Origin of the sequence: Bradyrhizobium genosp. A (assembly GCF_049949275.1) — a bacterium.
Classification (GTDB): domain Bacteria; phylum Pseudomonadota; class Alphaproteobacteria; order Rhizobiales; family Xanthobacteraceae; genus Bradyrhizobium.
In genome coordinates this window covers 3621559-3643363 of the sequence record NZ_CP188196.1, presented here as the reverse complement: position 1 = coordinate 3643363, position 21805 = coordinate 3621559, and the positions used below count along the sequence as shown (strand labels likewise).

Sequence of the window (21805 nt, the reverse complement as noted above, 5' to 3'; positions counted from 1 at the left end):
TGCTGCCTCCTGTGTGAGCTCGACTACCTCTCATTGTTGGGTCGGCTTTGTTTCAGGACCACTTCGTGGGCGCGGAAAATGATTTCGTTCAAGCGGCTGTGATGAGATCCGGCTCGCAAAGCTGCAGGCCGTACACAACTCATAATAGTCGCCATTGTCTTGCAGCAGGCGCGAGCGGTATCGGAAATTTCACACCCGCGATCACGATCATGAGTCGCAAGACCGCCGTGACAAGCAGCATTTGCTCAATTGCGGAGTCTTCGAGGAACAGTCAGATGAAAATCGTCATCCAAAGGCTCAATGGTCTGTGGCACCTCATCGTCGGGTCGTGTCGGATCCGCACGCCCTTCCTGGAAACCCAGGACCGCGCGCTGGTCGTCACCTATGCCCGGCGTGTCTACCCCGGCGCCAAAATCTTCCAGCGCGACTGACGGGAGCGCCAGCGCCTCAATCGTCGTCCGCCGGCCCACACCAGCCGGGCAGATAGATCGCATCCTTGCTCTTGGCCGCGGCCAGCGCCTTCTCCAGCGCCTTGTCGAAATTGGCATCGACCGCCTTGCGCGTCAGCTTGCGGCGCAGGAAGTCGGCCCAGAGAAACTCGGAGAACGGCGTGGTGTCCTTGGCGAAGCCGCCCAAGCGGCGGAGCTCGCCGGCGAGACTGCGGTAGGGATCGTCCTTGAGGTCGACGACCGATTTCGGCAGATCGCCGAATGGACGACGCTCGCCCTTGGCATCGTAAGGATAGACCCACCGCTTGTTGTCCATCACGCCCCAGAACGCTTCGCGGTCGACCATGCGGAGATCGCCGACGACGGTGACCAGCACCTCCTTGATGCCCTCATCGTGCAGCGCGCGGCCGAGATGGTGATGGTCGATCACGTAGTAGCGCTCGTCAGGCCCGTACACGACGGGAATCATGTGGGTCCCGAGCAGCTCTGACTGCTTCTTCTTGTCGCGCTCGCGCCAGCGCTTGCGCTTCTCCTTGACCTCGCGCATGCCGACCGTCATCTGCGTCGGCCGAAGCGACAGGATCGACACCGGGTGAACTCTCGGCTCGCGCGCGTTGGTGGTCATTGTCGAGGGCCTCTCATCTGGTGGCAGCTTGCGGTCCAGGTTCCCGATTATGCCATGGGCGTTGCGGCGGCAATATGCGTTCAGGGCAAGCGGCACCATCGTCCCGGCGGTTGTGCAGCGCAACCTGCGCGTCCCTAACCCCGGGATGACAACCCGCTCCGAGGAGCGCTCGCGGCGCAAGAACGCGCCCGAAAAATGATCAGGAAAGATAATGCGAATGCGCAATGCACGTGCGCATTGAGAAGATTTTCTGTAACCCCTGTGTCGCCTATGCTATCTAAAAATCGCTGCTTCGGAGTGATCCCCGTCCCATGAAATCCCAGCGGCCCATAACCTCGGACGACGAGCACCGGGTGCTCCAGTTCAGGCCGCGCACGACACCGTCCCCTGTGGTCCACCGGGGCAGCGGTATCGTACAGCCGCTGCACGCAGCAGCCCCCGAACCGCTCGACCTGTCACGTTATGAACAGCCCCGCAATGAGTCGGACGACTTCCGCCAACGCATGCTCGCCAACATTGCCGCGCTCGCCTTCACCATCGCGCTGACTGCGATCGGGATCTGGCTCGCCGTCAGCATCGCCGATTTGCGCCGGACCCAGGATTGCGTGCTGATGGGACGGCGGGACTGCGTCAAGGTCACGACGCCGCACATCTAGGCAGCAAGCCTTGTAGACAAGCCCTGGCGCCGGAAGCTCCCTACTGGCAGGTCAGCTCGGCCGAACCCGCTTCGGACCGGCATCCCCAGCCCTGTCCCCATCCCCGTCCGGCTCCATTGAACTCAGGGCGGCGCTCCGATATACGGGCTTTCGACCCGTCCAGAGGGGGGTTAGAGGGCGTCATTCGGGGCGCGACGCCCACCCACCGCGCCACTCTGGGATATCTGACAAATACCCGCAATATATCAAAGGCTTAGTGATGTCCTCCACATTCGATCAGGTCGCTACGATCATCGCTGAAACCTGCGACATCCCGCGCGACACGATCACGCCGGATAGCCACGCCATCGACGACCTCGGTATCGACAGCCTTGATTTCCTGGACATCGCGTTCGCGATCGACAAGCAGTTCGGCATCAAGCTACCGCTGGAAAAGTGGACCCAGGAAGTCAACGACGGCAAGGCGACCACCGAGCAGTATTTCGTGCTGAAGAACCTGTGCGCGCGCATCGACGAGCTGGTTGCCGCCAAGGGCGCGAGCGCCTGATCGGGCGATCATGCAACTCGAATACTTCCATATGATCGATCGCATCGTCGACCTCAACGTCGACGAGAAAACGATCGTCGTCGAGGCCCAGGTCCCCAAGGAGAGCACCATCTTCGAGGGGCACTTCCCGGGCTATCCCCTGATGCCCGGCGTGCTGCTGATCGAATCGATGGCGCAGGCCTCGGGCTTTCTCCTGCTTGGCGTCTTGAAGTTCGAGCGCATGCCGATTCTCGCCGCCGTGAAGGAAGCCAAGGTCCGCGGCTCGGTGTTTCCGGGCGATCTCATGACCCTCGAGGCAAGCGTGGCCCATGAGGGCTCCGGCTATGCCATGACCGAGGCGAAGATCCGGGTCGGCGGCAAGCTGCGCGCGAATTCGGCGCTCACCTTCACACTGATCCCCTTCCCCAATTCGGATATGCGCGGCTACATGGACGCGGTCGCCCAACGCGTTGGCTTTCCGCAACAGGCCGTCTCGCCATGACTGACACCGCTTCGAAGCCGGGCCAGACGGAAGTCTGGATCACCGGTATTGGTCTTGCCACCTCGCTCGGCGAAGGTCTCGACGCCAACTGGACCGCGCTTCAGGAGAAGCGCATCAATGTCGACGAGAAGGGCTTTGCGCCCTTCATCGTGCACCCGCTGCTGCCTGTTACCTTCGACAGCCAGATCCCCAAGAAGGGCGACCAGCGCCAGATGGAAGCCTGGCAGCGCATCGGCGTCTACGCCGCGGGCCTCGCGCTCGACTCGGCCGGCATCAAGGGCAACAAGGACATCCTGTCGAAGATCGACATGGTGGTCGCCGCCGGCGGCGGCGAGCGCGACCTCAACGTCGACACCGGTGTGCTGACCGCCGAGGCCAAGGGCGCCAATGCGCCCGGCTTCCTCAACGAGCGGCTGATGAGCGATCTCCGGCCGACGCTGTTCCTGGCGCAGCTCTCCAATCTGCTCGCCGGCAACATCGCCATCGTTAACGGTCTCGGCGGCACCTCGCGCACCTTCATGGGCGAAGAGGTTGCGGGCGCCGATGCCGCCCGCATCGCGCTGTCGCGCATCGCCTCGGGCGAAAGCGACATCGCGCTGGTCGGCGGCTCGCACAATGGCGAGCGCAAGGACCTCATGGTCCTCTACGAATTCGGCGACTTCAATCTGAGGGACAAGTTCGCCCCCGTGTGGCAGCGCAAGGACCACGCCGGCTTCGCGCTCGGCTCGGCTGGGGCTTTCCTGGTGCTGGAATCGAAAGCGCACGCGGAAGCGCGCGGCGCAAAACCGTTCGCAAAGCTGTCGAGCGTCGTGACTGATCTGGCCCGCCGCAAGCAGGACGGTGACATGGAAGCGACGCTGGAGAAGCTTTGGGACAAGCTGCCGAAGCGCGATGGCACGGGCGCGATCATCTCGGGCGCAACCGGCGCGGAGCCGGCGACGTCGGAGGAACGCAGCTTCCTGAAAAAGCACGCCGATTTCCCGGTGCGCGCGACCGGTACCATGTTCGGCCACACCATGGAAACGCAATTCCCGCTCGGGATTGCACTTGCGGCGCTCTCCATCTCGCGCGGCGCGCTGTTCCCGCCGAACGATTCGACCGGGACCGAGATTGAAATGCAGGGGGCGCCCACCCAGATTGTCGTGGTGGGAGCCGGACACTGGCGCGGCGAAGGCATGGCGCTGGTCGAGGCTGTTGACTAGCGCGCGTCGCGCTTCAGTAGGTTTTTGTCGAGCATGATCTTTTCGGAAAACTGCTTCACCCTTTCCGGATCATGCTCTAGCGGGGGATCGACATGACTGCACCACGCGACAAACTCGGGCGTCCCGTTGTCGTCGTTACCGGCATGGGCATCACGACCTCGCTCGGCGCCGGCAAGGCCGACAATTGGTCAAAACTTGTCGCCGGCGAATCCGGCATTCGCACCATCACGCGCTTTCCGATCGACGGCCTGAAGACCACGATGGCCGGCACGGTGGATTTCGTCAGCGTCGATCCGTTCTCCTCCACCGGCCTCTCCGAGCGCATGGCCGAGCTCGTCACCCAGGAAGCGCTGGAGCAGGCCGGCATCGGCGCCAAGGGCGATTTCCCGGGTCCCCTCTTCCTCGCGGTTGCGCCGGTCGAGGTCGAATGGCCGCAGCGTCGCGAGCTTGGCCGCGCCGTCGGCGCGCCCGACTTCAACTATGACGATCTCTTGCGCATCTCCGGCGGCGGCAAGTACAGCGCCTATCATCACCGCTTCATGTTCGGCTCGGTGGCCGCCCACCTCGCCGAGACCTTTGGCACCAAGGGCTCGCCGATCTCGCTGTCGACGGCCTGCGCGTCCGGAGCCACCTCGATCCAGCTTGGCGTCGAGGCGATCCGCCGCGGCGAGACCGATGCGGCGCTGTGCGTCGCGACTGACGGAACCGTGAATCCGGAAGCGCTGGTGCGCTTCTCGCTGCTCTCGGCGCTGTCGACCCAGAACGATCCGCCGCAGGCGGCCTCCCGCCCCTTCTCCAAGAACCGCGACGGCTTTGTCATGGCCGAAGGCGCCGGCGCGCTGGTGCTGGAGAGCTATGAAGCGGCCACCGCGCGTGGCGCAAAAATCCTCGGCGTGATCGCCGGCTGCGGCGAGCTCACCGATTCCTTCCATCGCACCCGCTCGTCGCCCGACGGCAAGCCGATCATCGGCTGCATGAACAAGACGCTGGCCGACGCCGGCATGACGCCGGACCAGATCGACCACATCAACGCGCACGGCACTGCGACGCCCGAGAACGACAAGATGGAGTACAACACGACATCGGCCGTGTTCGGCGATCTCCTGCAGAAGATCCCGGTCACCTCGAACAAGTCGATGGTCGGCCACACCATCTCGGCCGCGGGCGCGGTCGAGGCGATCTTCTCGCTGCTCACGCTCGAGCATCAGCGCATTCCGCCGACCATCAACTACGACAATCCGGATCCCACGATCCTGTTCGACGTGGTCGGCAACAAGGCGCGCGATGCCCGCGTCACCGCTGTCATGTCGAACTCGTTCGGCTTCGGCGGCCAGAACGCCTCGCTGATCCTGACCCGCGAACCGGCCTGACCGGACGCATGGCGCGGCTTCCTGCGAGCACGAAGGCCCGCGCGCGAGTGGCCGCCAGGGAGATTGCAAAGTCGATCGGCGGCGGCCTGATCGGCGCTGCCACCGTCGGCATGCTGCGCACCACGCGCTATTTCGATCCGGTCAAGACCTCGGACTTTTTCGCGCGCGTCACCAGGCTGATCGGCCCGCGCCTGCGCGAGCACCGCATCGGCCGGGCCAACCTCACCGCGGCATTTCCGGAAAAATCGCCTGAGGAGATCGAGCAGATCCTGATGGGCGTCTGGGACAATCTCGGCCGCGTCGGCGCCGAATTCGCCCATATGGATCACGTTTGGAACTACGACCGCGAGCACCCGGAGCGAAGCCGGATCGAATTGCCCCCGCGCAGCGTCGAGCTGTTCGACCAAATCCGCGACGACGGCAAGCCGGCACTGATCTTCGCCGCACATCTGTCGAACTGGGAGTTGCCCGCGCTCGCGGCCGTCGCGCATGGGCTCGATGCCGCAATCCTCTATCGCCGGCCGAACATCGCATCCGCCGACCGCATCATCCAGGAGATGCGCCAGGTCAACATGGGCACGCTGATCCCGGCGGGCCGCGACGCGCCCTTACGGCTCGCGCAGGCGCTGAAGGACGGCAAGCACGTCGCCATGCTGATCGATCAGTATCTGACCGGCGGCGTCGAGGTCACCTTCTTCGGCCGCAAGACCCGCGCCAACCCGATGCTGGCGCGCCTGCTGCGCCAGGTCGAATGCCCGATCCACGGCGTCCGCATCATCCGTCTGCCCGGTTACCGCTTCCGCGGCGAGCTGACGGAAGAAATTCCGCCGGTGCGCGACGCTGACGGCAAGATCGACATCCAGGGCACCACGCAGGCGATCACGAGTGTGGTGGAAGGCTGGGTGCGCGAGCATCCTGAGCAGTGGCTCTGGCTGCACCGCCGGTGGCGGTAGCGGCAACTTGAACCGCAGCCGCCCACAGTCCATTCTTTTAACACTCAATATCTGTATCAGCTAGCGAATCGAGCCTTTTGCGTTCCGGCAAATTACGTGAGATCGCCCCCTAACAGCCGGTCTGGAGCAGCATGACCAATCCCTGCCGCGTCCTCATGATCTATCCGAAGTTCGTTCCGAACTCGTTCTGGAACTATACGCAAGCCTGCGAACTCGTCGGCGCAAGATATCCGGCGGCGCCGCTCGGCCTGATCACCGTCGCTGCGATGTTGCCGAAGCACTGGGACATTCGTCTCGTCAATCGCAATACCGAGTCGTTGACGGACGCGGACCTCGACTGGGCCGATCTCGTCATGATCGGCGGCATGCTCAACCAGCAGCCTGATGCGATCCACCTGATCGATCTCGCCCATCGGCACGGCAAGCCGGTATGTGTCGGTGGGCCTGACGTCTCCTCCAGCCCGCATCTTTACGCGGACGCGGACTTCCAAGTGATCGGCGAGGCCGAGCAGATCATCGAGCACTTCATCGCCGCATGGGACAAGGGCGAACGCAACGGCGTGTTTGTCGCCGAGAAATTCAAGGCCGACGTCACGCTCAGCCCCATGCCGCGTTACGACCTGCTCAACTTCGATCACTACCTCTTCATTGGCGTGCAATATTCGCGCGGGTGCCCGTTCACCTGCGAGTTCTGCGACATCATCGAGCTGTATGGCCGCGTGCCGCGCACCAAGACCAACGATCAGATTCTCGCTGAGCTGCAGGTGCTCTACGATCACGGCTACCGCGGGCACATCGATTTCGTCGACGACAATTTCATCGGCAACAAGAAGAATCTCCGCACCCTGCTGCCCCGCCTCAAAGCCTGGCTGGAAGAGCGCGACTACCCGTTCGAGTTCTCGACCGAAGCCTCGATCAACATCGCTGACGACAGCGAGCTGTTGCAGGCCATGAAGGACTCGAACTTCTTCGCGATTTTCGTCGGCATCGAGAGTCCGGATCCGGAAACGCTCGTGCAGATGAAGAAAAAGCAGAATACCAGACGCAATATCGCGGAGTGCGTCCACAAGATCTACAGCTACGGCATGTTCGTCACGGCCGGTTTCATCGTCGGGTTCGATACCGAGAAAGCCTCGATGGGCCAGGCCATGATCGACTTCATCGAGGAGGCGAGCATTCCGGTCTGCATGGTCGGACTACTCTATGCGCTGCCTGGCACGCAGCTGACGCGGCGGCTGGCGGCGGAAGGCCGCCTGCACCAGGGCCATGACCTGATGCTTGCCGAGCAGGCGGGCGATCAATGCACGCTCGGCTGCAATTTCGACACCAAGCGCCCGCTTCGTGACGTGCTCGCCGATTACAAGGCCGTGCTCGGACACGTCTACAGTCCGACTGCCTATGCAGGACGGCTGTCGCGTCTCGCCGCCATGCTCGACCGCTCCGACCGGCGCCGCGAGCTGCCGGATGGTGACGTGCGCAAGAGACTCGGCGGCATCGAAAGCGTGCACAAGATCATGCAGGCCCTGCCGGAGGTCCGCGAGCCGTTCTGGAAGACCTTCGTCGAGATCGCCAAGACCAATCCAGGCGCGCTACGTTACATCGTGATGCTGATGGCGCTGTACATGCACCTCGGTCCGTTCGCCAAGCGCGTGATCGGTGAGATCGACCGGCGCATGGCCGAGCTGGACGACATGCCTGCGGCGGCGACCGCGAAGGTGGTGCAGGCACTACCGTCGCCGGCAGTGTAGCCATCCCGCGAGCGGCGCACCGCACAGCGTGCTTGAGCAGTTGCTCTCGCCATACAAGACACAACGAGCGTCGACGTGAGGAAGATCAAAAAGCAGAGAGTCCGTAATCTTGCGACTGGGGCAGCCACCTCCATCGAATTGCTCACCGCAGTTTCCGCCCAAGAAGTTCGCGCATCCAATCACCGCCCCGTCTTCACCTTGGTCCAGAGCCGGTTGATGACCCGCTGGGTCGCCGGGTCGCGGGCGGTGATGACGAACAGCTTTGAAAGCGTGGCGTCGTCCGGATAGATGTTCTTGTCGTTCAGGATTTTCGGGTCGACGAGCTTCTGGCTGGCGAGGTTGCCATTGGCGTAGGACAAAAAGTCCGAGTTCTTGGCGGCGACCTCCGGGCGGTAGAGATAGTTGATCAGCTCGTAGGCCTCTTTGACGTTCTTGGCATCGGCAGGAATCGCGAGATTGTCGAAGAACATCTGCGCGCCCTCCTTCGGGATCGCATAGCCGATCTCGATGCCGCTGCCATTGTCTTTCTTGGCTTCGGCAGCACGGGCGCGGGCCTGCATGATGTCGCCGGACCAGCCGACCACGAAGCAGATCTCGCCGGTGGCGAGCGCGCTCAGATATTCGGACGAGTGAAATTTTCGCACCGAGGGGCGGACCTTGGCGACGATGTCGGCGGCCTTCTCGAGGTCGGCCTGCTTGGTCGAGTTCGGATCTAGCCCGAGATAGCTCAACGCCGCCGGAAAGATGTCGTCGGCGGAGTCGAGCATGTGCACGCCGCAGTCCTTGAATTTGGCCAGGTTCTCCGGCTTGAAGACGATGTCCCAGCTGTCGATCCTGGCGTCCGGCCCCAAAATCTGCCTCACCTTGGCGACGTTGTAGCCGATGCCTGTCGTGCCCCACATGTAGTTCGCGGCAAACTCGTTGCCGGGATCGTAGGTCGCGAGATTCTTGGTCACCATCGGCCAGGCGTTGGCCAAATTCGGCAGCTTCGACTTGTCGAGCTTCTGGAAGATGTTCGCCTTGATCTGGCGCTGCAGGAAATAGGCGGTGGGCACCACGACGTCATAGCCGGACTTGCCGGCCATCAGGCGGGTCTCCAGCGTCTCGTTGGCATCGAACGTGTCGTAGACCACCTTGATGCCGGTCTCCTTGGTGAAGGCCTCAAGGACGTCGGGCGCCATGTAGTTCGACCAGTTGTAGAAGTTGACGACGCGCTCCTCGGCGCCCGCCCCTTGCGAGAGCAACGTCAGCGCTGCGGCAATCGCGAGACCAATGCCAAAGCGCGAGCGGCTGACGTTCGTCATCTCGGTCTACCTCTTGCGTCCGCGCACCGCGTCCGACAGCCGCTCCAGCGCGGTGTCGAGCGTCTGGTCCTTCTTGGCAAAGCAGAAGCGGACCACCGAGGTCACCGGGTCCTGCTCATAGAATGCCGAGACCGGGATCGCGGCGACCTTGTAGTCTTTCACGATCCGCCAGCAGAATTCGGCATCGCTCTCGTTGAGCCCGAGCGGCGACAGGTCGACGGTGAGGAAGTAGGTGCCCTGCGACTTCAGCACCGGGAAGCCGAGGCTCTCCAGCCCCTTGGTCAGGCGGTCCCTGCTCCGGGTCAGATCCTGGCGCATCGACAGGAAGTACTCGTCGGGCTTGCCAAGGCCGTAGGCGACGGCGGCCTGGAGGTTCGGCGCGGTCGTGAAGGTCAGGAACTGGTGCACCTTGGCGGCGACGCGCAAGAGCGGCGGCGCCGCACAGACGAAGCCGATCTTCCAGCCGGTCAGCGAGAAGATCTTGCCGGCCGAGCCGACCTTGATGGTGCGGTCGCGCATGCCGGGGATGGTGATCAGCGGGATGTGCTTGTGCTCGTCGAAGGTGACGTGCTCCCAGACCTCGTCGCAGATCGCGATGACGTCGAACTCCTGGCAATAGCGCGCGAGCAATTCGAGGTCCTCGCGCGGATAGACCACCGCGGAGGGATTCAGGGGATTGTTGAACAACACCGCCTTGGTCTTTGAATTGAAGACGCTTTTCAGCATCTCCTCATTCAGCCGCCAGCCCGGTGGCTCGAGCCGGACCAGGCGTGGAATGCCGCCGGCCTGGCGGATGATCGGCAGATAGGAATCATAGACCGGCTGGAAGCAGACCACCTCGTCGCCGGGTTGCACCACCGCGAGGATCGCCGAGGTCAGCGCCTCGGTGCCGCCGGAGGTCACCATCACCTCGCTCATCGGATCGAGCTTGAGGCCGTGCCAATGGCCGTAATGGGTCGCGATCGCCTGGCGCAGCTCCGGGATGCCCATCATCGACGGATACTGGTTGTAGCCGTTGAGCGAGGCGTCGGCGGCTGCGCGGCGGATGTCCTCAGGGCCGGGATCGTCGGGGAAGCCCTGGCCGAGATTGATGGCGTTGTTGTCGCGCGCGGCCTGCGACATCGCCTCGAAAATGGTGACGGGAAGGTCGGCGAAGACCTTGTTCAGCGAAGAGCTCTTGGTCATCGCGACGTTAGCCACCAACCTTGCTGGGGAGACCCGCCGCCTTCCAGCCGAGCATGCCGCCGGCCAGATGCTTGTCGTAAGGCAGGCCCGCGGCCTGGGCGGCGAGCGAGGCGGTCACTGAGCGCTTGCCCGAGCGGCAGGCGAACACGACCTCCTTGCCTTGCGGATCCGGGATCGCCTTGGGATCGAAGGTCGAGAGCGGCACGACGACGCCGTAAGGATAGGCCTCGGCCTCGACCTCGTTCGGCTCACGGACGTCGACGAGCAGATAGCGGCCCTCCGCGACACCCTTGGAAACCTCCTCGGGGGTCAGATCCTGTACTTGATTTGCCACATCATCCTCCAACGTCGCGGGGCGCCCGCCGGGGCGATCCCGGCCGGCGGGCAACCTCGCCTCTCGGCATGCGAAAATCAAGCGCTACAAAGGCTTGAGCTGCCTTGCGCAAGTTAAAGCTAAATCGCAGCGACTTGAAGTGCGCCTTGAATCCCGGTCCTGGATCGTCCGCTTAGATCGTCACCTGCGTGCCGACCTCGACGACGCGGCCGCTCGGGATCTGGAAATAGTCGGTGGCGTCGTTGGCGGAGCGGCTGAGCGAGATGAACAGCCGATCCTGCCAGCGCGGCATCCCGGAATGGGCGGCGGGCTTGAGCGCCCTTCGCGACAGGAAGAACGAGGTCGACATGATGTCGAACTGCCAGCCGAGCTTGCGGGCGATCGCCAGCGCCTTCGGCACGTTCGGCGATTCCATGAAGCCGAACTTCAGCGTCACCTTGGAGAAGGTCGGGCTGATCTGCTCCAGCTTCACCCGCTCGGCCGGATCAATGCGCGGGGTCTGCGCGGTCTCGATGGTGAGAATGACATTCTTCTCGTGAAGCACTTTGTAGTGTTTCAGACTATGCATCAGCGCGGTCGGCGCGCTCAGGGGATCGCTGGTCAGGAACACGGCGGTGCCGGGCACCCGCTGCGGCGGCCGCTTCTCCAGCATCGCCACGAGGTCGGCGAGCGGGAATTCGAGCTTGCGCGACTTCTCGAACAGCAGCCGGCTGCCGCGCCGCCACGTGTACATCAGGAGGATCATGAGGGCGCCAAGCGCGAGCGGCACCCAGCCGCCCTCGAACACCTTGAGCAGGTTTGCGGCCAGAAAGGTCAGGTCGAGGAACAGGAACGGTGCGATCAAGGCGGCAGCCCAGAGCGGCGACCACTTCCAGGCCTTCCAGATCACAACGAAGCCCATCATCCCCGTGACCACCATGGTGCCGGTGACGGAGATGCCGTAGGCCGACGCAAGCGCGCTCGAGGAGCGGAACAACAGCACCAGCAACATCACGGCAATCAGCAGCATCGAGTTGATGCGGGGAATGAAGATCTGGCCGGAATGGGCTTCCGAAGTATGGCGAATTTCAAAACGCGGCAAGAGCCCGAGCTGGATCGCCTGGCGCGTTAGCGAATAGGCGCCGGTGATGACGGCCTGGCTGGCGATGACGGTGGCGAGCGTAGCCAGAACGACCATTCCGCCCCGAACCCATCCCTGGGAAAACAGCTGGAAGAACGGACTTTCGATCGCCTTGGGATCGGCGAGGACGAGCGCCCCCTGCCCGAGATAGTTCAGCGCCAGCGAGGGCAGCACGATGAATAGCCAGGCGACCTGGATCGGTCGCTTGCCGAAATGTCCGAGGTCGGCATAGAGCGCCTCCGCGCCGGTGACCGCCAGGAAAACGGCGCCCAGCGTGACGAAGCCGATGATGCCATGGTGGAGCATGAAGGAGACGGCATGGAACGGGTTCAGGGCGAGCAGCACTTGCGGCTGCTGTATGATCGGACCGATCGCGGCCACCGCGATCACCGCGAACCAGACACACATCACGGGTCCGAAGAACGCCGCGACGCGCGCCGTGCCGCGCGATTGCACGGCGAACAGGCACACCAGGATCGCCACCGTCATCGGAACAACGTAAGGCTCGAAAGTCGCGGTGACGTCCTTCATGCCTTCCACGGCCGACAGCACCGACAGCGCCGGCGTGATCACAGCGTCGCCGTAGAACAATGCACCGGAAATGATACCGAGCATGACGATGGTCGCCCCGCCCGTGCCGACGGCGCGCTGGGCCAGCGCCATCAGGGCCAGCGTGCCGCCCTCGCCATTGTTGTCGGCGCGGAGCAGGATCACGACGTATTTGAGCGTCACCACGATGATGAGCGCCCACAGGATCAAAGAGAGCACCCCGATCACGGCGGCCGAGGTCGGGGCACCCTCCGCGCCCGATGCCGCCACCACCGCCTCGCGGAACGCGTAGAGCGGGCTGGTGCCGATATCGCCGTAGACCACACCGATGCTGCCGAGCGTCAGCGCTCCGAAACGGGCCGTCGTGTGGGCATCGCCATGCCCATTGGCCGCCGCCGTCTCCGGGGCGGGAATTGCTACGTCACTTGTCATGGGAGAGCCTGGTGGCCTCTAAAATGCTTCACTGCACAACGGCGGAAGAGCGCGCGGCTTATAGTCCTGCGCTGATGGCATAGCCTAGCCCGATTCTGGGCCCTCAGCATGCAAATTTGCATAGGTCCGCCAGCTGCGATCAAATAGTGACTTGGGTGCCGACTTCAACCACCCGGCCGGTCGGAATCTGGAAATAGTCGGTGGCGTCGTTGGCCGAGCGGCTTAGCGCGATGAACAGGTGGTCCTGCCAGAGCGGCATGCCCGACTGCGCCGACGCTTTCAGCGAGCGCCGTGACACGAAGAACGACGTCGACATGATGTCGAACTGCCAGCCCTGCTTGCGCGCGATCGCCAGCGCCTTCGGGACGTTCGGCTGCTCCATGAAGCCGAAGCGCAGGCGGACCTTGAAGAACTTGTCGCTCACCTTCTCCATCTTGAACCGCTCCGCCAGATCCACCCTGGGCGTAGGCGCGGTCTCGATGGTCAGGACCACATTGTGCTCGTGCAGCACCTTGTTGTGCTTGAGGTTGTGCAAGAGCGCGGTCGGCACGAAGGCGGGATCGCTGGTCAGGAACACCGCCGTGCCCTTGACGATGTGTGGCGGACGCTTCTCCAGGCTGCGGATCAGATCGTCCAGCGGCACCTCGATCCGGCGCGTCTTCTGGATCAGGATCCCCGAGCCGCGTCGCCAGGTCCAGATCGTCCCGGCCATCGCGGTACCGAACAGCAGCGGCACCCAGGCGCCTTCGAGCAGCTTCAGCAGGTTGGCGCTAAAGAAGGTCATGTCGACCATCACGAAGGGCAGGATCACGACCGCCGCGGTCGCGGCGCGCCAGTTCCACAATTTCCAGATCACCACGAAGCCCATGATGCCGTCGGCGACCATGGTGGTGGAGACCGCGATGCCATAGGCCGATGCCAAGCCGCTTGAGGTGCGGAACAACAGCACCAGAAGCATCACGCCGATCAGCAGCAGCCGGTTGACGCGCGGCAGATAGATCTGGCCGGCATGGGTTTCGGAGGTGTAGCGCACCTCGAAGCGCGGAAGCAGGCCGAGCTGTACCGCCTGATAGACCAGTGAATAGGCGCCGGTGATCACCGCCTGGCTCGCGATCACGGTCGCCGCGGTCGCAAGTCCGACCAGCGGCAGCACCAGATGCTCGGGCACCATGCGGTAGAAGGAATGTTCGATCGCGCCAGGGTCGGACAGCACCAGCGCGCCCTGCCCGAAATAGTTGATGAGCAGTGAGGGCAGCACGAAGAACATCCAGGCCAACTGGATCGGCTTGCGCCCGAAATGGCCGAGATCGGCATAGAGCGCCTCGCCGCCGGTCACCGCCAGAAACACGGCGCCCAGCGTCACCAGGCCGATCGTGCCGTGCGATAGCAGGAATTGTAGTGCGTAGTAGGGGTTGATCGCAGCGAGCACCGACGGATCGTCCGCGATGTGAACGACGCCCATCACCGCCAGACAAGTGAACCAAACCACCATGACCGGCCCGAACGCTGAGGCGACCAGCGCCGTCCCCTTGCTCTGCACCGCGAACAGCAGCGCCAGGATCAGTACCGTGAGCGGCACGACGTAGTGCTCGAAGGCCGGCGTCGCGAGCTTCAAGCCCTCCACCGCCGACAGCACCGAGATCGCCGGCGTGATCATGGAATCGCCGATGAACATCGAGGCGCCGACTACGCCGAGCGCGAGCAGGAACCAGCTTCTGCGCCCGAGCGCCCGCTGGCCGAGCGCCATCAGCGAGAGCGTGCCGCCCTCCCCGTTATTGTCGGCCCGCAGCAGCAGCAGGACGTATTTGGCGGTGACGACGATCAGCAGCGCCCACAGGATCAGCGACAGCACGCCGAGCACCATGATCCGCGTCACCGGCGCGCCATGGGCCGCGCCCCTGACCGCCTCGTGGAACGCGTAGAGCGGTGAGGTGCCGATATCGCCGAAGACGACACCGATGCTCCCGAGCGTGAGGGACCAAAAGCCCGAGGTGACCGGCCCTTCCTGGGTCTCGGTCGATGTGATGCTCGCCGTCATGAGGGTGGAAAACGCTTCGTCCCTGGAATTGATCCGGCGCCTTTTGACGCTTCCGGCGCGCCTGTCAATCGGCCTACCACCATAGCAGGCGCCGCGCGAGATGCTGTGACGGCGCCGCCACGTTCGTCGCCTTCGCGACGAATAGCCTCAGGTAAAATGGTAGCGTAAGAAGCCAATTGTTTGGGCATGATCTTTCTCGGAAAACCGCGGCGCACTTTTCCGGATCATGCCCTAGGGCTTCAAATTCGGCGGCAGCGGCGGATCTTCGCGCATCAAGGTGATGGTCACGCGGCGGTTCGCGGCCAGCGACGGATCGTCCGGGAACAGCGGCTGCGTGTCCGCCTTGCCGGAGACGGCGAAGATGTGCGACGGCGGCAGGCCCTCGCGCTCGAGGATCTGGCGCACGGCATTGGCACGGTCGGCCGACAGGTCGAAGGCGCCGTAATCGCTGCGGGTCGGCACGAAGCCGGCCGCGGTGTGGCCGGCGATGGAGACGCGCAAGGGAGTCGCCTTGAGCGGGACCGCGAGCTTCTCAATCAGGCGGCGGGTACGGTCGTAGGGCACCTTGGAGCCGTCCGCGAACATCGAGCGGCCGTCCTGGTCGACGATCTCGAGATTGAGGCCCTGCTTGGTTTCCTCGAACATGATGTGCTTGGACATCTCGGTCAGTTCAGGCATGTCTTGCAACGCCTGGCGCAGCGAGGCAGCGGCGAGCGCAAAATTGCGGTCGACCTTGATCTTGGCCCCGGACGTCTTGTCGCGATCCTCCTGATCCGGCGTCGGCGTATTGGAGGACTCCTCAGGCTGGATGTGGTCGACGTTCTTCAGCCGCGAGCGGGTCGGCAGGCCGTCGGACTCGATGATGCCGGCGTAGCGCGCTTCGCTCTGGACGCCGAAGGCCTCGCGCATGGAGCCTGCAACGATCTTCAGCTTGTTGGCGTCCTGGGTGGAGAATGCGACCAGCATCACGAAAAACGCCAGCAGCAACGCCATCAGATCCGCAAACGTCACGAACCAGCCATGGCCGCCATGTGCATCTTCGCGTTTTTTCTTTGCCATCGGTCAGATCCCGACGTCCGGCGTTACGCCGGAACCGGCTCGCCTTCGGCGTGGCGGTGCTTCTCGGGCAGATAGGCCAGCAGCATTTCGCGCACCAAAGTCGGGCTCTTGGAGTCGCGAATCATCAGAATGCCGTCGATGATCAGCGTGCGATTGGTTTCCTCGTCGATCAGCTTGCCATGCAGCTTGTCGGCGATCGGCAGGCAGAGCAGGTTCGCGACCAACGCACCATAGAGAGTCGCCAGCAGGGCCGTCGCCATGAACGGGCCGAGCTTCGAGGGATCCGACATGTTCGAAAACATCTGCACCATGCCGATCAGCGTTCCGATCATGCCGAATGCAGGCGCGCAGTCGCCGACGGCGCGGTAGATCTTGCTGCCTTCGTTGAGATGCAACAGGAAATTGTCGCGGTCGCGTTCCAAATTGTCCCTGATAAAATCGAGGTCGTAGCCGTCGGCGACGTAGCGGATGCCCTTGGCGAGGAAGGGCTCGTCGGTCTCGACCTTTTCCAGGCCGACCGGGCCCTGCTTGCGGGCGATCTCAGCGATGCGGGCGAGCTCGTCGACCAGGTCGTGCGCCGACAGCCGGCTCATCGTGAAGGCGAACTTGAGGCCGAGCGGCAGGCCGTGCGCTAGCACCGAGAGCGGAAAGCGGATCATGGTCGCGGCGGCCGATCCGCCGAAGATGATGATCGCCGCATGATCGCTGATGAACATGTGCAGATCGCCGCCCAGAAACACCATCGTCGCGATGACGATCAGGCCCGCCACGAGGCCGGCGCCCGTCATAATATCCATGGGAGTCTCCAAAGCGAACGCAACAACGGCCGTCCTGGCCGCTGGCGCGGTCCAACCCCGAACCGCATCGGAACCCTAGAGCGGCGCCCTTAAAGCCGCGTAAAGGTTAAGTTCAGCCGATGCGACGGCGCGGCGCGGTGCGCCGAAAGGACGGCCGCTTTGCCGTTCTGCGGCATCAATCTCAATGCTTTGCTAACCATAGACGAGGCGGGTCAGGACGACAGTCCCGTCAGCTCCAGGCTGAGCGCGCGCAAGCGACTGCGCGCATCGGCATCATAGGCCTGCGGATTGGCGCGCGCCTCGTTCATGCCGTTGAAGAACAGGCCGCTCTTGTCCACGACATCGTCGCCCTGCACGAGATGCAGGATCGCAGCACCACCCTGCTCCACCGTCGACATCGGCGTGATGCCGCCGGCGCGCACCATCGTCGTGTTCATGTAGGTCGCCGGATGCAACGAATTCACGGTGATGCCGGCGTCCTTCAGCTCGGCAGCGAGGTCGATCGTGAACATGATCTGCGACAGCTTGCTCTGCGCGTAGGCGCGCGAGCCGCTGTAGCCCTTCGTGATCATGACGTCGTCAAAATCGATCGGATGCTGGCCGAGCGAGGCGACATTGACGATGCGCGAAGGCGCGGCGGCCGTCAGCAGCGGCAGCAGCAGATGGGCGAGCAGAAAGCCCGAGAGATAGTTCACGGCAAAGCGCAATTCATGACCGTCGCGGCTCTCCTGGCGCTGCGGCCCGTCGCTCTGCGAGCCGATGCCGGCATTGCTGACGAAAACATCGAGGCGTTGATGATCCCGCGTCACGGCCGCGGCGAGCTCGCGCGTGCCGGCCATCGACGACAAATCAGCCTGATAGAAGGTCGGCGCCGTGTGGCCGGCCTTCACGATCTCGTCGATCAGCGCTTTTGCCCGCGCCGCGTCGCGACCGTGGATCAGAACCTTCGCGCCTTCGCCGGCAAGGCGGGTTGCAACATAGCGTCCGACACCATCGGTCGAACCCGTGATCAGCACCGTCTTGCCGGCCATGTCCATGACGTTACTCCAGGCTCTGGAATCGACATTTCTGTACCCCGGCCGATCCTGCGACCGCAAGTGGCCGATCAAAGCCAGTCCGGCAATGCCGAGAACTGTCTTGCCCTTTACTTGCGAGCATCTTCATTCAAATAGGCTCCTACGAAGTCGCTTGGGCGTGCCATGCAAACTGAACCCGAACCACCGCTTGTCTCTCCCGGCCAACGGATTGTGCCTGCTGTCACCTCGAGCGACGGTTCGACTCGCATCGTCCTGCTGGTCACTTGCACAGTCATCCTCGTCCTCCTGGGTTACGTTTTCAGCGATCGCACCAAGCGCGCGTTTTACGCGCTCGAAGAGATGTCCGGGCTCGCGCCATCGCAACAACAGTTCGCCGCCACGTACCGACAATTGGGAATTTCCGCCCTGCCACCGCGCCTATTCGCCGAGGATCGTGTGGCCAATGCTCTGGCGCGGCTGGCCCACGAAACGTGCGACCATCAGGCAATCGCTTCGCTGGCTAACGTCCTGGCTGCGAACGGAGAGCGGCGGCTGGCGGCTTCAGCACTGATGGGTTTCAGCCTGTCCTGCCCCGGGAGCGAGAACGAGCAGGCGACGGCCGGTTCGCTCTTCCTCAAGGTCGGCGACACCGAGAAGGCGCTCGCCGTCGCGAATGCGCTGACCTCGGCGAGGCCGGAGATCGCTAATTTCCACTACTTCCGCGGCAAAGTGCTGGTCGCTGTCGGCCGCGGGGCCGACGCGGTCAGCGAATACAAATCGACGATCGATCTCAGCCCATCCCCACGCCAGGTCGGGGAGTGGGTGTTCTTCGAACTCGCCAATCTCTATGCCGCCCTGGACCGACCATGCGATGCAGCGCAGACCATCATGACCTGGATCGCCATCGATCCGACGACGCGCAACACGGCGCGCGCGCAAAAGCTGGTGGAAACCTATGCCGCCAGAAGATGCGGCGCTCCTTCCAAGTCTGATTCACGCTCACTGTAGGGATCGAAGCGCAACACATCATCCTCAGAGTTTGCGGACGGCAAGGTTTGGAATGTACTGGCAGGGGTCCGATGGATCCATGTGGCCCCTATCATACTCAATTATATCACCCGGATTCGCGGTAAATCCGGAAGGAAGCTTCACGGTGGCCCTGCTGGCGCCGTCCATGTTTTCAACGAAAACACCGGGGCTTCTGACGTAATTCGGATTCATATGCCGATCCAGCGAGGCCTGGGTCGATCGCGTTGCAGCCAATGACTGAGCCTCGGTTGGAATCCCGAGCACCTTCGCTTGTATCCGTGTCGCAACCACCTGCGTCGACCGCTTCGCCATGATGCCGCATTGGACCTTCTGTTCGGCAAGGGCGGTCCACTCATTTTCACCCGGCTCGCGCGCCGTGATCTGCGGCAGGGCCGGGCCGACAGGTGCCGCGATGACGACCTTTGATGGGGCCGGAACGGTACCCGCGGCAAGTCCACTGCCGGTGACCGGCCACGGCAGCCCGATGACATCTGAATTGGGGTCGCTGCCATCGCGCCCTGGCGGCTTTGGCTGGTCAAGACCATTGGCATTCAATACAGCGAGCGGCGCCTTGGCCCGCTTTTCGGCATCGGCTACGGCAGGAGAATAAGCGGGCGAACGATTCTGCTCGTTTGAAGTTGCCTTTTGAGATCGCGCCTCAGCAGGCTTCTCGATCACGATCTCCACGGGAATTTCAGTAGACGGGAGCGAGTCGATCCGCGCGAAAATCTCAAGCATCAGAAGAAGCGCAATGATGGCATGGCCCGCGATTGAAAATCCAATGCCGATGCCGGAATGGCGAAAGCGGTGCAAGAAGCTTTGCGCCCAACGCTGTAACCGGCCCACCGTTACCCCCGCGCCGATCGGAACTGCCCACGACGAGGCATTGTTGTACCCCGGGCACGCTGGAACATTCAACTAAGGGATGTATGACTAGGATCTGAACGAAACGGAGCCACATGTTCACGAGAAGACTCGACAAACGTCGCGATCCGAAAGTCTCGAGCAGAGCGAACCACCATTGGATGCCCGCGGCACAAAAACATCCTGAAACCTGGGCGTGCCTGCTATCACGTCCGGTCCTGGCAGCGAGAATGCGTTCGATACGGCAGCCGGGTCACCAACGCTGACGACTTTGGTGACCCCCGTGCGCGCTTCGCCTAGTGGATCTCCGCCGAACGCTTCAGCGCGGTCTTGAGCTTCTCCAGCGAGAAGTCCGGGCTGCGTGCGATCTCGAGGATCGGCGTCTCGCGGCGGCCGCAGAGCTCGGCGGCCTCGGGGAGCTTCGCGGCGATGTCGAGCGGGATCACGATGGCGCCATGCCGGTCGGCGTGGATCAGATCGTCGGACTTCACGGTCATGCCGGCGACGCGCACCTCGCCACCAAAGCTCTCGGCATGCACCCAGGCATGCGACGGGCCGATCGAGCCGGCCAGCGCCTGGAAGCCCGGGGCCCATTGCGGGATGTCGCGGATCGAGCCGTCGGTGATGACGCCGAGGCAACCGAGCGCCTTGTGCACGTTGCTCTGCACCTCGCCCCAGAATGCGCCGTAGCCGACGTCTGGACCGTCGATGTCCTGGATCACCGAGATGCGTGGACCATGGCCGGTGCCGACATATTCGTAATATTCGATGCGGCGCTTCGACTGCTCTTCGGCGGGCAGCGACGATTTCAACACCGAGCGGATCGCGACGGTGCGGGCGTAGCCGACGATCGGCGGCAGATCCGGGAACGGGCAGACCAGCTGCTTGGTGGTGTAGCCGATCAGGCGGCGCTCGGGCGCCACGATTTCCATGGCGTTGCAGATCGTCGGCGTGTCATAGCGGCCCAGCGCTTCGAGGACGGAAGCGGGCAGCGGCCCGGTCGCGGTATTGTTCACGGCGTTATCTCCCAGATTGGCGGCTGATTGACGCGATGCCGCCGGCACAGGGCGATATAGCCGAGATCGGGGCTCAACCCAACTCAGACGCTCTCATGGCAGATATCCGCGTGTGCTCGCTCAGTGCAGCCGTCCGGCCCGGTCGTCGTCGTGCGGCGGCTCAGACAAGTTTGCCATCGTCGGTGCAGACGGCGGCGACGGCAGCTCGCCTCCCGCAGGCACTGTCGCTTCCGTCGCGCGAGCCTGATCGCGGTAGGATTTGTAGCCGAGCGGCAGGCCGAGCAGATAGAGCACCGTGCCGACCGAGAGCAAGTGCCAGGGATAGGCAATCAGGATCGCGATGAAGACGACCACCGCGACGAACGCCGGCAGCACGAGCTCGGGCGGCACGCGCATACGCTTGGTCTTGCCGGAGAACACCGGCAGCCGCGAGACCATCAGGAAGGCGATCAGCAGCGTGTAGGCCGCCGTCACTGCGGCGGGCGCGCGGCCGAGCTCGAGGAAGGCGACATAGATCGGCAGCAGCACGGTGATGGCGCCGGCCGGCGCCGGCACACCAGTGAAGAAATTGGCGGCGAAAGCCGGCTTGTTCGGATCGTCCATGGTGGCGTTGAAGCGGGCGAGCCGCAAGCCGCCGGAGATCGCAAACACCATGGCGGCGATCCAGCCGGCATTGCCGAGCTCGTGCAGCTGCCAGAAGTACAGCATCAGGCCGGGGGCGACGCCGAAATTGACGAAGTCGGCGAGACTGTCCAGCTCCGCACCGAACTTCGACTGGCCCTTGATCAGGCGCGCGACGCGGCCATCGATGCCGTCGAGCGCGGCCGCGAACACGATGGCGTAGACGGCGAGCGACATCCGCCCCTCGATCGACAGCCGGATCGAGGTTAGGCCGGCGCAGATCGCCAGCAGTGTAATGACGTTGGGCACCAGCATCCGCACCGGGATCGGACGGAACCGCCGGCGGCGAATATCGGGATCTCTGAAGTCGTAGGGCGTCATTGGCGCGTCCTCACCTGCAGGCGAGATAT

21 protein-coding genes are annotated in these 21805 nt (G+C 63.5%); 9 read left to right on the top strand and 12 right to left on the bottom strand.

Annotation, left to right across the window (positions count from 1 at the left end):
* The first annotated feature begins 275 nt into the window (after positions 1-275).
* Positions 276-431: a hypothetical protein gene (locus tag ACP2YP_RS16715; RefSeq protein ID WP_212324679.1), complete on the top strand. Its 156-nt coding sequence runs from the start codon at positions 276-278 to the stop codon at positions 429-431.
* 16 nt (positions 432-447) lie between these two features.
* On the opposite strand, the gene ACP2YP_RS16710 is transcribed toward ACP2YP_RS16715, so the two are convergent.
* Positions 448-1074, bottom strand: a complete 627-nt coding sequence (locus ACP2YP_RS16710) for a ParB-like protein (RefSeq protein ID WP_426425414.1) — start codon at positions 1072-1074, stop codon at positions 448-450.
* Positions 1075-1385: 311 nt separating this feature from the next.
* Here ACP2YP_RS16710 and ACP2YP_RS16705 point away from each other — a divergent pair, with 311 nt between their 5' ends.
* The 7 genes from ACP2YP_RS16705 (at position 1386) to ACP2YP_RS16675 (ending at position 8031) form a co-directional block, all read left to right on the top strand.
* Positions 1386-1730, top strand: a complete 345-nt coding sequence (locus tag ACP2YP_RS16705) for a hypothetical protein (RefSeq protein ID WP_426425413.1) — start codon at positions 1386-1388, stop codon at positions 1728-1730.
* A gap of 259 nt (positions 1731-1989) precedes the next feature.
* Positions 1990-2277, top strand: a complete 288-nt coding sequence (locus tag ACP2YP_RS16700) for an acyl carrier protein (RefSeq protein WP_007592476.1) — start codon at positions 1990-1992, stop codon at positions 2275-2277.
* Between the two features lie 10 nt (positions 2278-2287).
* The gene (locus ACP2YP_RS16695; protein WP_426425412.1) at positions 2288-2758 is read left to right on the top strand and encodes a 3-hydroxyacyl-ACP dehydratase FabZ family protein; all 471 of its coding nucleotides are present in this window, start codon (positions 2288-2290) and stop codon (positions 2756-2758) included.
* Positions 2755-3960 carry a beta-ketoacyl-ACP synthase gene (locus tag ACP2YP_RS16690; protein ID WP_426425410.1) on the top strand — a complete coding sequence of 402 codons (1206 nt, stop codon included), beginning with the start codon at positions 2755-2757 and terminating at the stop codon, positions 3958-3960. The genes ACP2YP_RS16695 and ACP2YP_RS16690 overlap by 4 nt, the downstream gene beginning before the upstream one ends.
* Before the next feature lie 92 nt (positions 3961-4052).
* Positions 4053-5330, top strand: coding sequence for a beta-ketoacyl-ACP synthase (locus tag ACP2YP_RS16685; protein ID WP_426425409.1), 1278 nt, complete (start codon positions 4053-4055; stop codon positions 5328-5330).
* 8 nt (positions 5331-5338) lie between these two features.
* Positions 5339-6283, top strand: a complete 945-nt coding sequence (locus ACP2YP_RS16680) for a lipid A biosynthesis lauroyl acyltransferase (protein WP_426425408.1) — start codon at positions 5339-5341, stop codon at positions 6281-6283.
* Between the two features lie 131 nt (positions 6284-6414).
* Entirely contained in the window at positions 6415-8031 is a 1617-nt protein-coding gene (locus tag ACP2YP_RS16675; RefSeq protein ID WP_426425407.1) for a B12-binding domain-containing radical SAM protein, read from the top strand.
* Between the two features lie 179 nt (positions 8032-8210).
* On the opposite strand, the gene ACP2YP_RS16670 is transcribed toward ACP2YP_RS16675, so the two are convergent.
* The 8 genes from ACP2YP_RS16670 to ACP2YP_RS16635 all read right to left on the bottom strand — a co-directional run bounded on the left by ACP2YP_RS16670 (position 8211) and on the right by ACP2YP_RS16635 (position 17886).
* Positions 8211-9335, bottom strand: a complete 1125-nt coding sequence (locus ACP2YP_RS16670; RefSeq protein ID WP_426425405.1) for a polyamine ABC transporter substrate-binding protein — start codon at positions 9333-9335, stop codon at positions 8211-8213.
* A 6-nt stretch (positions 9336-9341) separates the two neighbouring features.
* Positions 9342-10520 carry an aminotransferase gene (locus tag ACP2YP_RS16665; protein WP_426425404.1) on the bottom strand — a complete coding sequence of 393 codons (1179 nt, stop codon included), beginning with the start codon at positions 10518-10520 and terminating at the stop codon, positions 9342-9344.
* Between the two features lie 7 nt (positions 10521-10527).
* Positions 10528-10854, bottom strand: a complete 327-nt coding sequence (locus ACP2YP_RS16660) for a rhodanese-like domain-containing protein (RefSeq protein ID WP_027532212.1) — start codon at positions 10852-10854, stop codon at positions 10528-10530.
* Positions 10855-11026: 172 nt separating this feature from the next.
* Entirely contained in the window at positions 11027-12955 is a 1929-nt protein-coding gene (locus ACP2YP_RS16655; protein WP_426425402.1) for a potassium transporter Kup, read from the bottom strand.
* Positions 12956-13094: 139 nt separating this feature from the next.
* On the bottom strand, positions 13095-14993 hold the full coding sequence (locus ACP2YP_RS16650) for a potassium transporter Kup (RefSeq protein WP_426425400.1): 1899 nt from the start codon (positions 14991-14993) through the stop codon (positions 13095-13097).
* A gap of 231 nt (positions 14994-15224) precedes the next feature.
* Complete coding sequence (locus tag ACP2YP_RS16645) at positions 15225-16052, bottom strand: flagellar motor protein MotB (protein ID WP_426425398.1); 828 nt, start codon at positions 16050-16052, stop codon at positions 15225-15227.
* A 23-nt stretch (positions 16053-16075) separates the two neighbouring features.
* Positions 16076-16849, bottom strand: a complete 774-nt coding sequence (locus ACP2YP_RS16640) for a motility protein A (RefSeq protein WP_426425396.1) — start codon at positions 16847-16849, stop codon at positions 16076-16078.
* A gap of 212 nt (positions 16850-17061) precedes the next feature.
* Positions 17062-17886: an SDR family NAD(P)-dependent oxidoreductase gene (locus ACP2YP_RS16635; RefSeq protein ID WP_426425394.1), complete on the bottom strand. Its 825-nt coding sequence runs from the start codon at positions 17884-17886 to the stop codon at positions 17062-17064.
* A gap of 162 nt (positions 17887-18048) precedes the next feature.
* On the opposite strand from ACP2YP_RS16635, the gene ACP2YP_RS16630 reads away from it, so the two are divergent.
* Entirely contained in the window at positions 18049-18873 is an 825-nt protein-coding gene (locus ACP2YP_RS16630) for a tetratricopeptide repeat protein (protein WP_426425393.1), read from the top strand.
* 24 nt (positions 18874-18897) lie between these two features.
* On the opposite strand, the gene ACP2YP_RS16625 is transcribed toward ACP2YP_RS16630, so the two are convergent.
* The 3 genes from ACP2YP_RS16625 to ACP2YP_RS16615 form a co-directional block, all read right to left on the bottom strand.
* On the bottom strand, positions 18898-19707 hold the full coding sequence (locus tag ACP2YP_RS16625; RefSeq protein ID WP_426425391.1) for a hypothetical protein: 810 nt from the start codon (positions 19705-19707) through the stop codon (positions 18898-18900).
* Between the two features lie 347 nt (positions 19708-20054).
* Positions 20055-20774 (bottom strand): RraA family protein, encoded by a 720-nt coding sequence (locus ACP2YP_RS16620; RefSeq protein ID WP_426425389.1) that lies wholly within the window; start codon positions 20772-20774, stop codon positions 20055-20057.
* Positions 20775-20894: 120 nt separating this feature from the next.
* A complete protein-coding gene (locus ACP2YP_RS16615) occupies positions 20895-21776 on the bottom strand; it encodes a CDP-alcohol phosphatidyltransferase family protein (protein ID WP_426425388.1) in 882 nt (293 codons plus the stop codon).
* Positions 21777-21805 lie beyond the last annotated feature (29 nt).

Coding starts and splice junctions, on each gene's coding strand:
- ACP2YP_RS16635 (WP_426425394.1), bottom strand. CDS start 17,886: ATGGACATGGCCGGCAAGACGGTGCTGATCACGGGTTCGACCGATGGT.
- ACP2YP_RS16675 (WP_426425407.1), top strand. CDS start 6,415: ATGACCAATCCCTGCCGCGTCCTCATGATCTATCCGAAGTTCGTTCCG.
- ACP2YP_RS16645 (WP_426425398.1), bottom strand. CDS start 16,052: ATGGCAAAGAAAAAACGCGAAGATGCACATGGCGGCCATGGCTGGTTC.
- ACP2YP_RS16655 (WP_426425402.1), bottom strand. CDS start 12,955: ATGACAAGTGACGTAGCAATTCCCGCCCCGGAGACGGCGGCGGCCAAT.
- ACP2YP_RS16670 (WP_426425405.1), bottom strand. CDS start 9,335: ATGACGAACGTCAGCCGCTCGCGCTTTGGCATTGGTCTCGCGATTGCC.
- ACP2YP_RS16615 (WP_426425388.1), bottom strand. CDS start 21,776: ATGACGCCCTACGACTTCAGAGATCCCGATATTCGCCGCCGGCGGTTC.
- ACP2YP_RS16685 (WP_426425409.1), top strand. CDS start 4,053: ATGACTGCACCACGCGACAAACTCGGGCGTCCCGTTGTCGTCGTTACC.
- ACP2YP_RS16665 (WP_426425404.1), bottom strand. CDS start 10,520: ATGACCAAGAGCTCTTCGCTGAACAAGGTCTTCGCCGACCTTCCCGTC.
- ACP2YP_RS16680 (WP_426425408.1), top strand. CDS start 5,339: ATGGCGCGGCTTCCTGCGAGCACGAAGGCCCGCGCGCGAGTGGCCGCC.
- ACP2YP_RS16710 (WP_426425414.1), bottom strand. CDS start 1,074: ATGACCACCAACGCGCGCGAGCCGAGAGTTCACCCGGTGTCGATCCTG.
- ACP2YP_RS16695 (WP_426425412.1), top strand. CDS start 2,288: ATGCAACTCGAATACTTCCATATGATCGATCGCATCGTCGACCTCAAC.
- ACP2YP_RS16630 (WP_426425393.1), top strand. CDS start 18,049: ATGCAAACTGAACCCGAACCACCGCTTGTCTCTCCCGGCCAACGGATT.
- ACP2YP_RS16650 (WP_426425400.1), bottom strand. CDS start 14,993: ATGACGGCGAGCATCACATCGACCGAGACCCAGGAAGGGCCGGTCACC.
- ACP2YP_RS16715 (WP_212324679.1), top strand. CDS start 276: ATGAAAATCGTCATCCAAAGGCTCAATGGTCTGTGGCACCTCATCGTC.
- ACP2YP_RS16705 (WP_426425413.1), top strand. CDS start 1,386: ATGAAATCCCAGCGGCCCATAACCTCGGACGACGAGCACCGGGTGCTC.
- ACP2YP_RS16640 (WP_426425396.1), bottom strand. CDS start 16,849: ATGGATATTATGACGGGCGCCGGCCTCGTGGCGGGCCTGATCGTCATC.
- ACP2YP_RS16700 (WP_007592476.1), top strand. CDS start 1,990: ATGTCCTCCACATTCGATCAGGTCGCTACGATCATCGCTGAAACCTGC.
- ACP2YP_RS16690 (WP_426425410.1), top strand. CDS start 2,755: ATGACTGACACCGCTTCGAAGCCGGGCCAGACGGAAGTCTGGATCACC.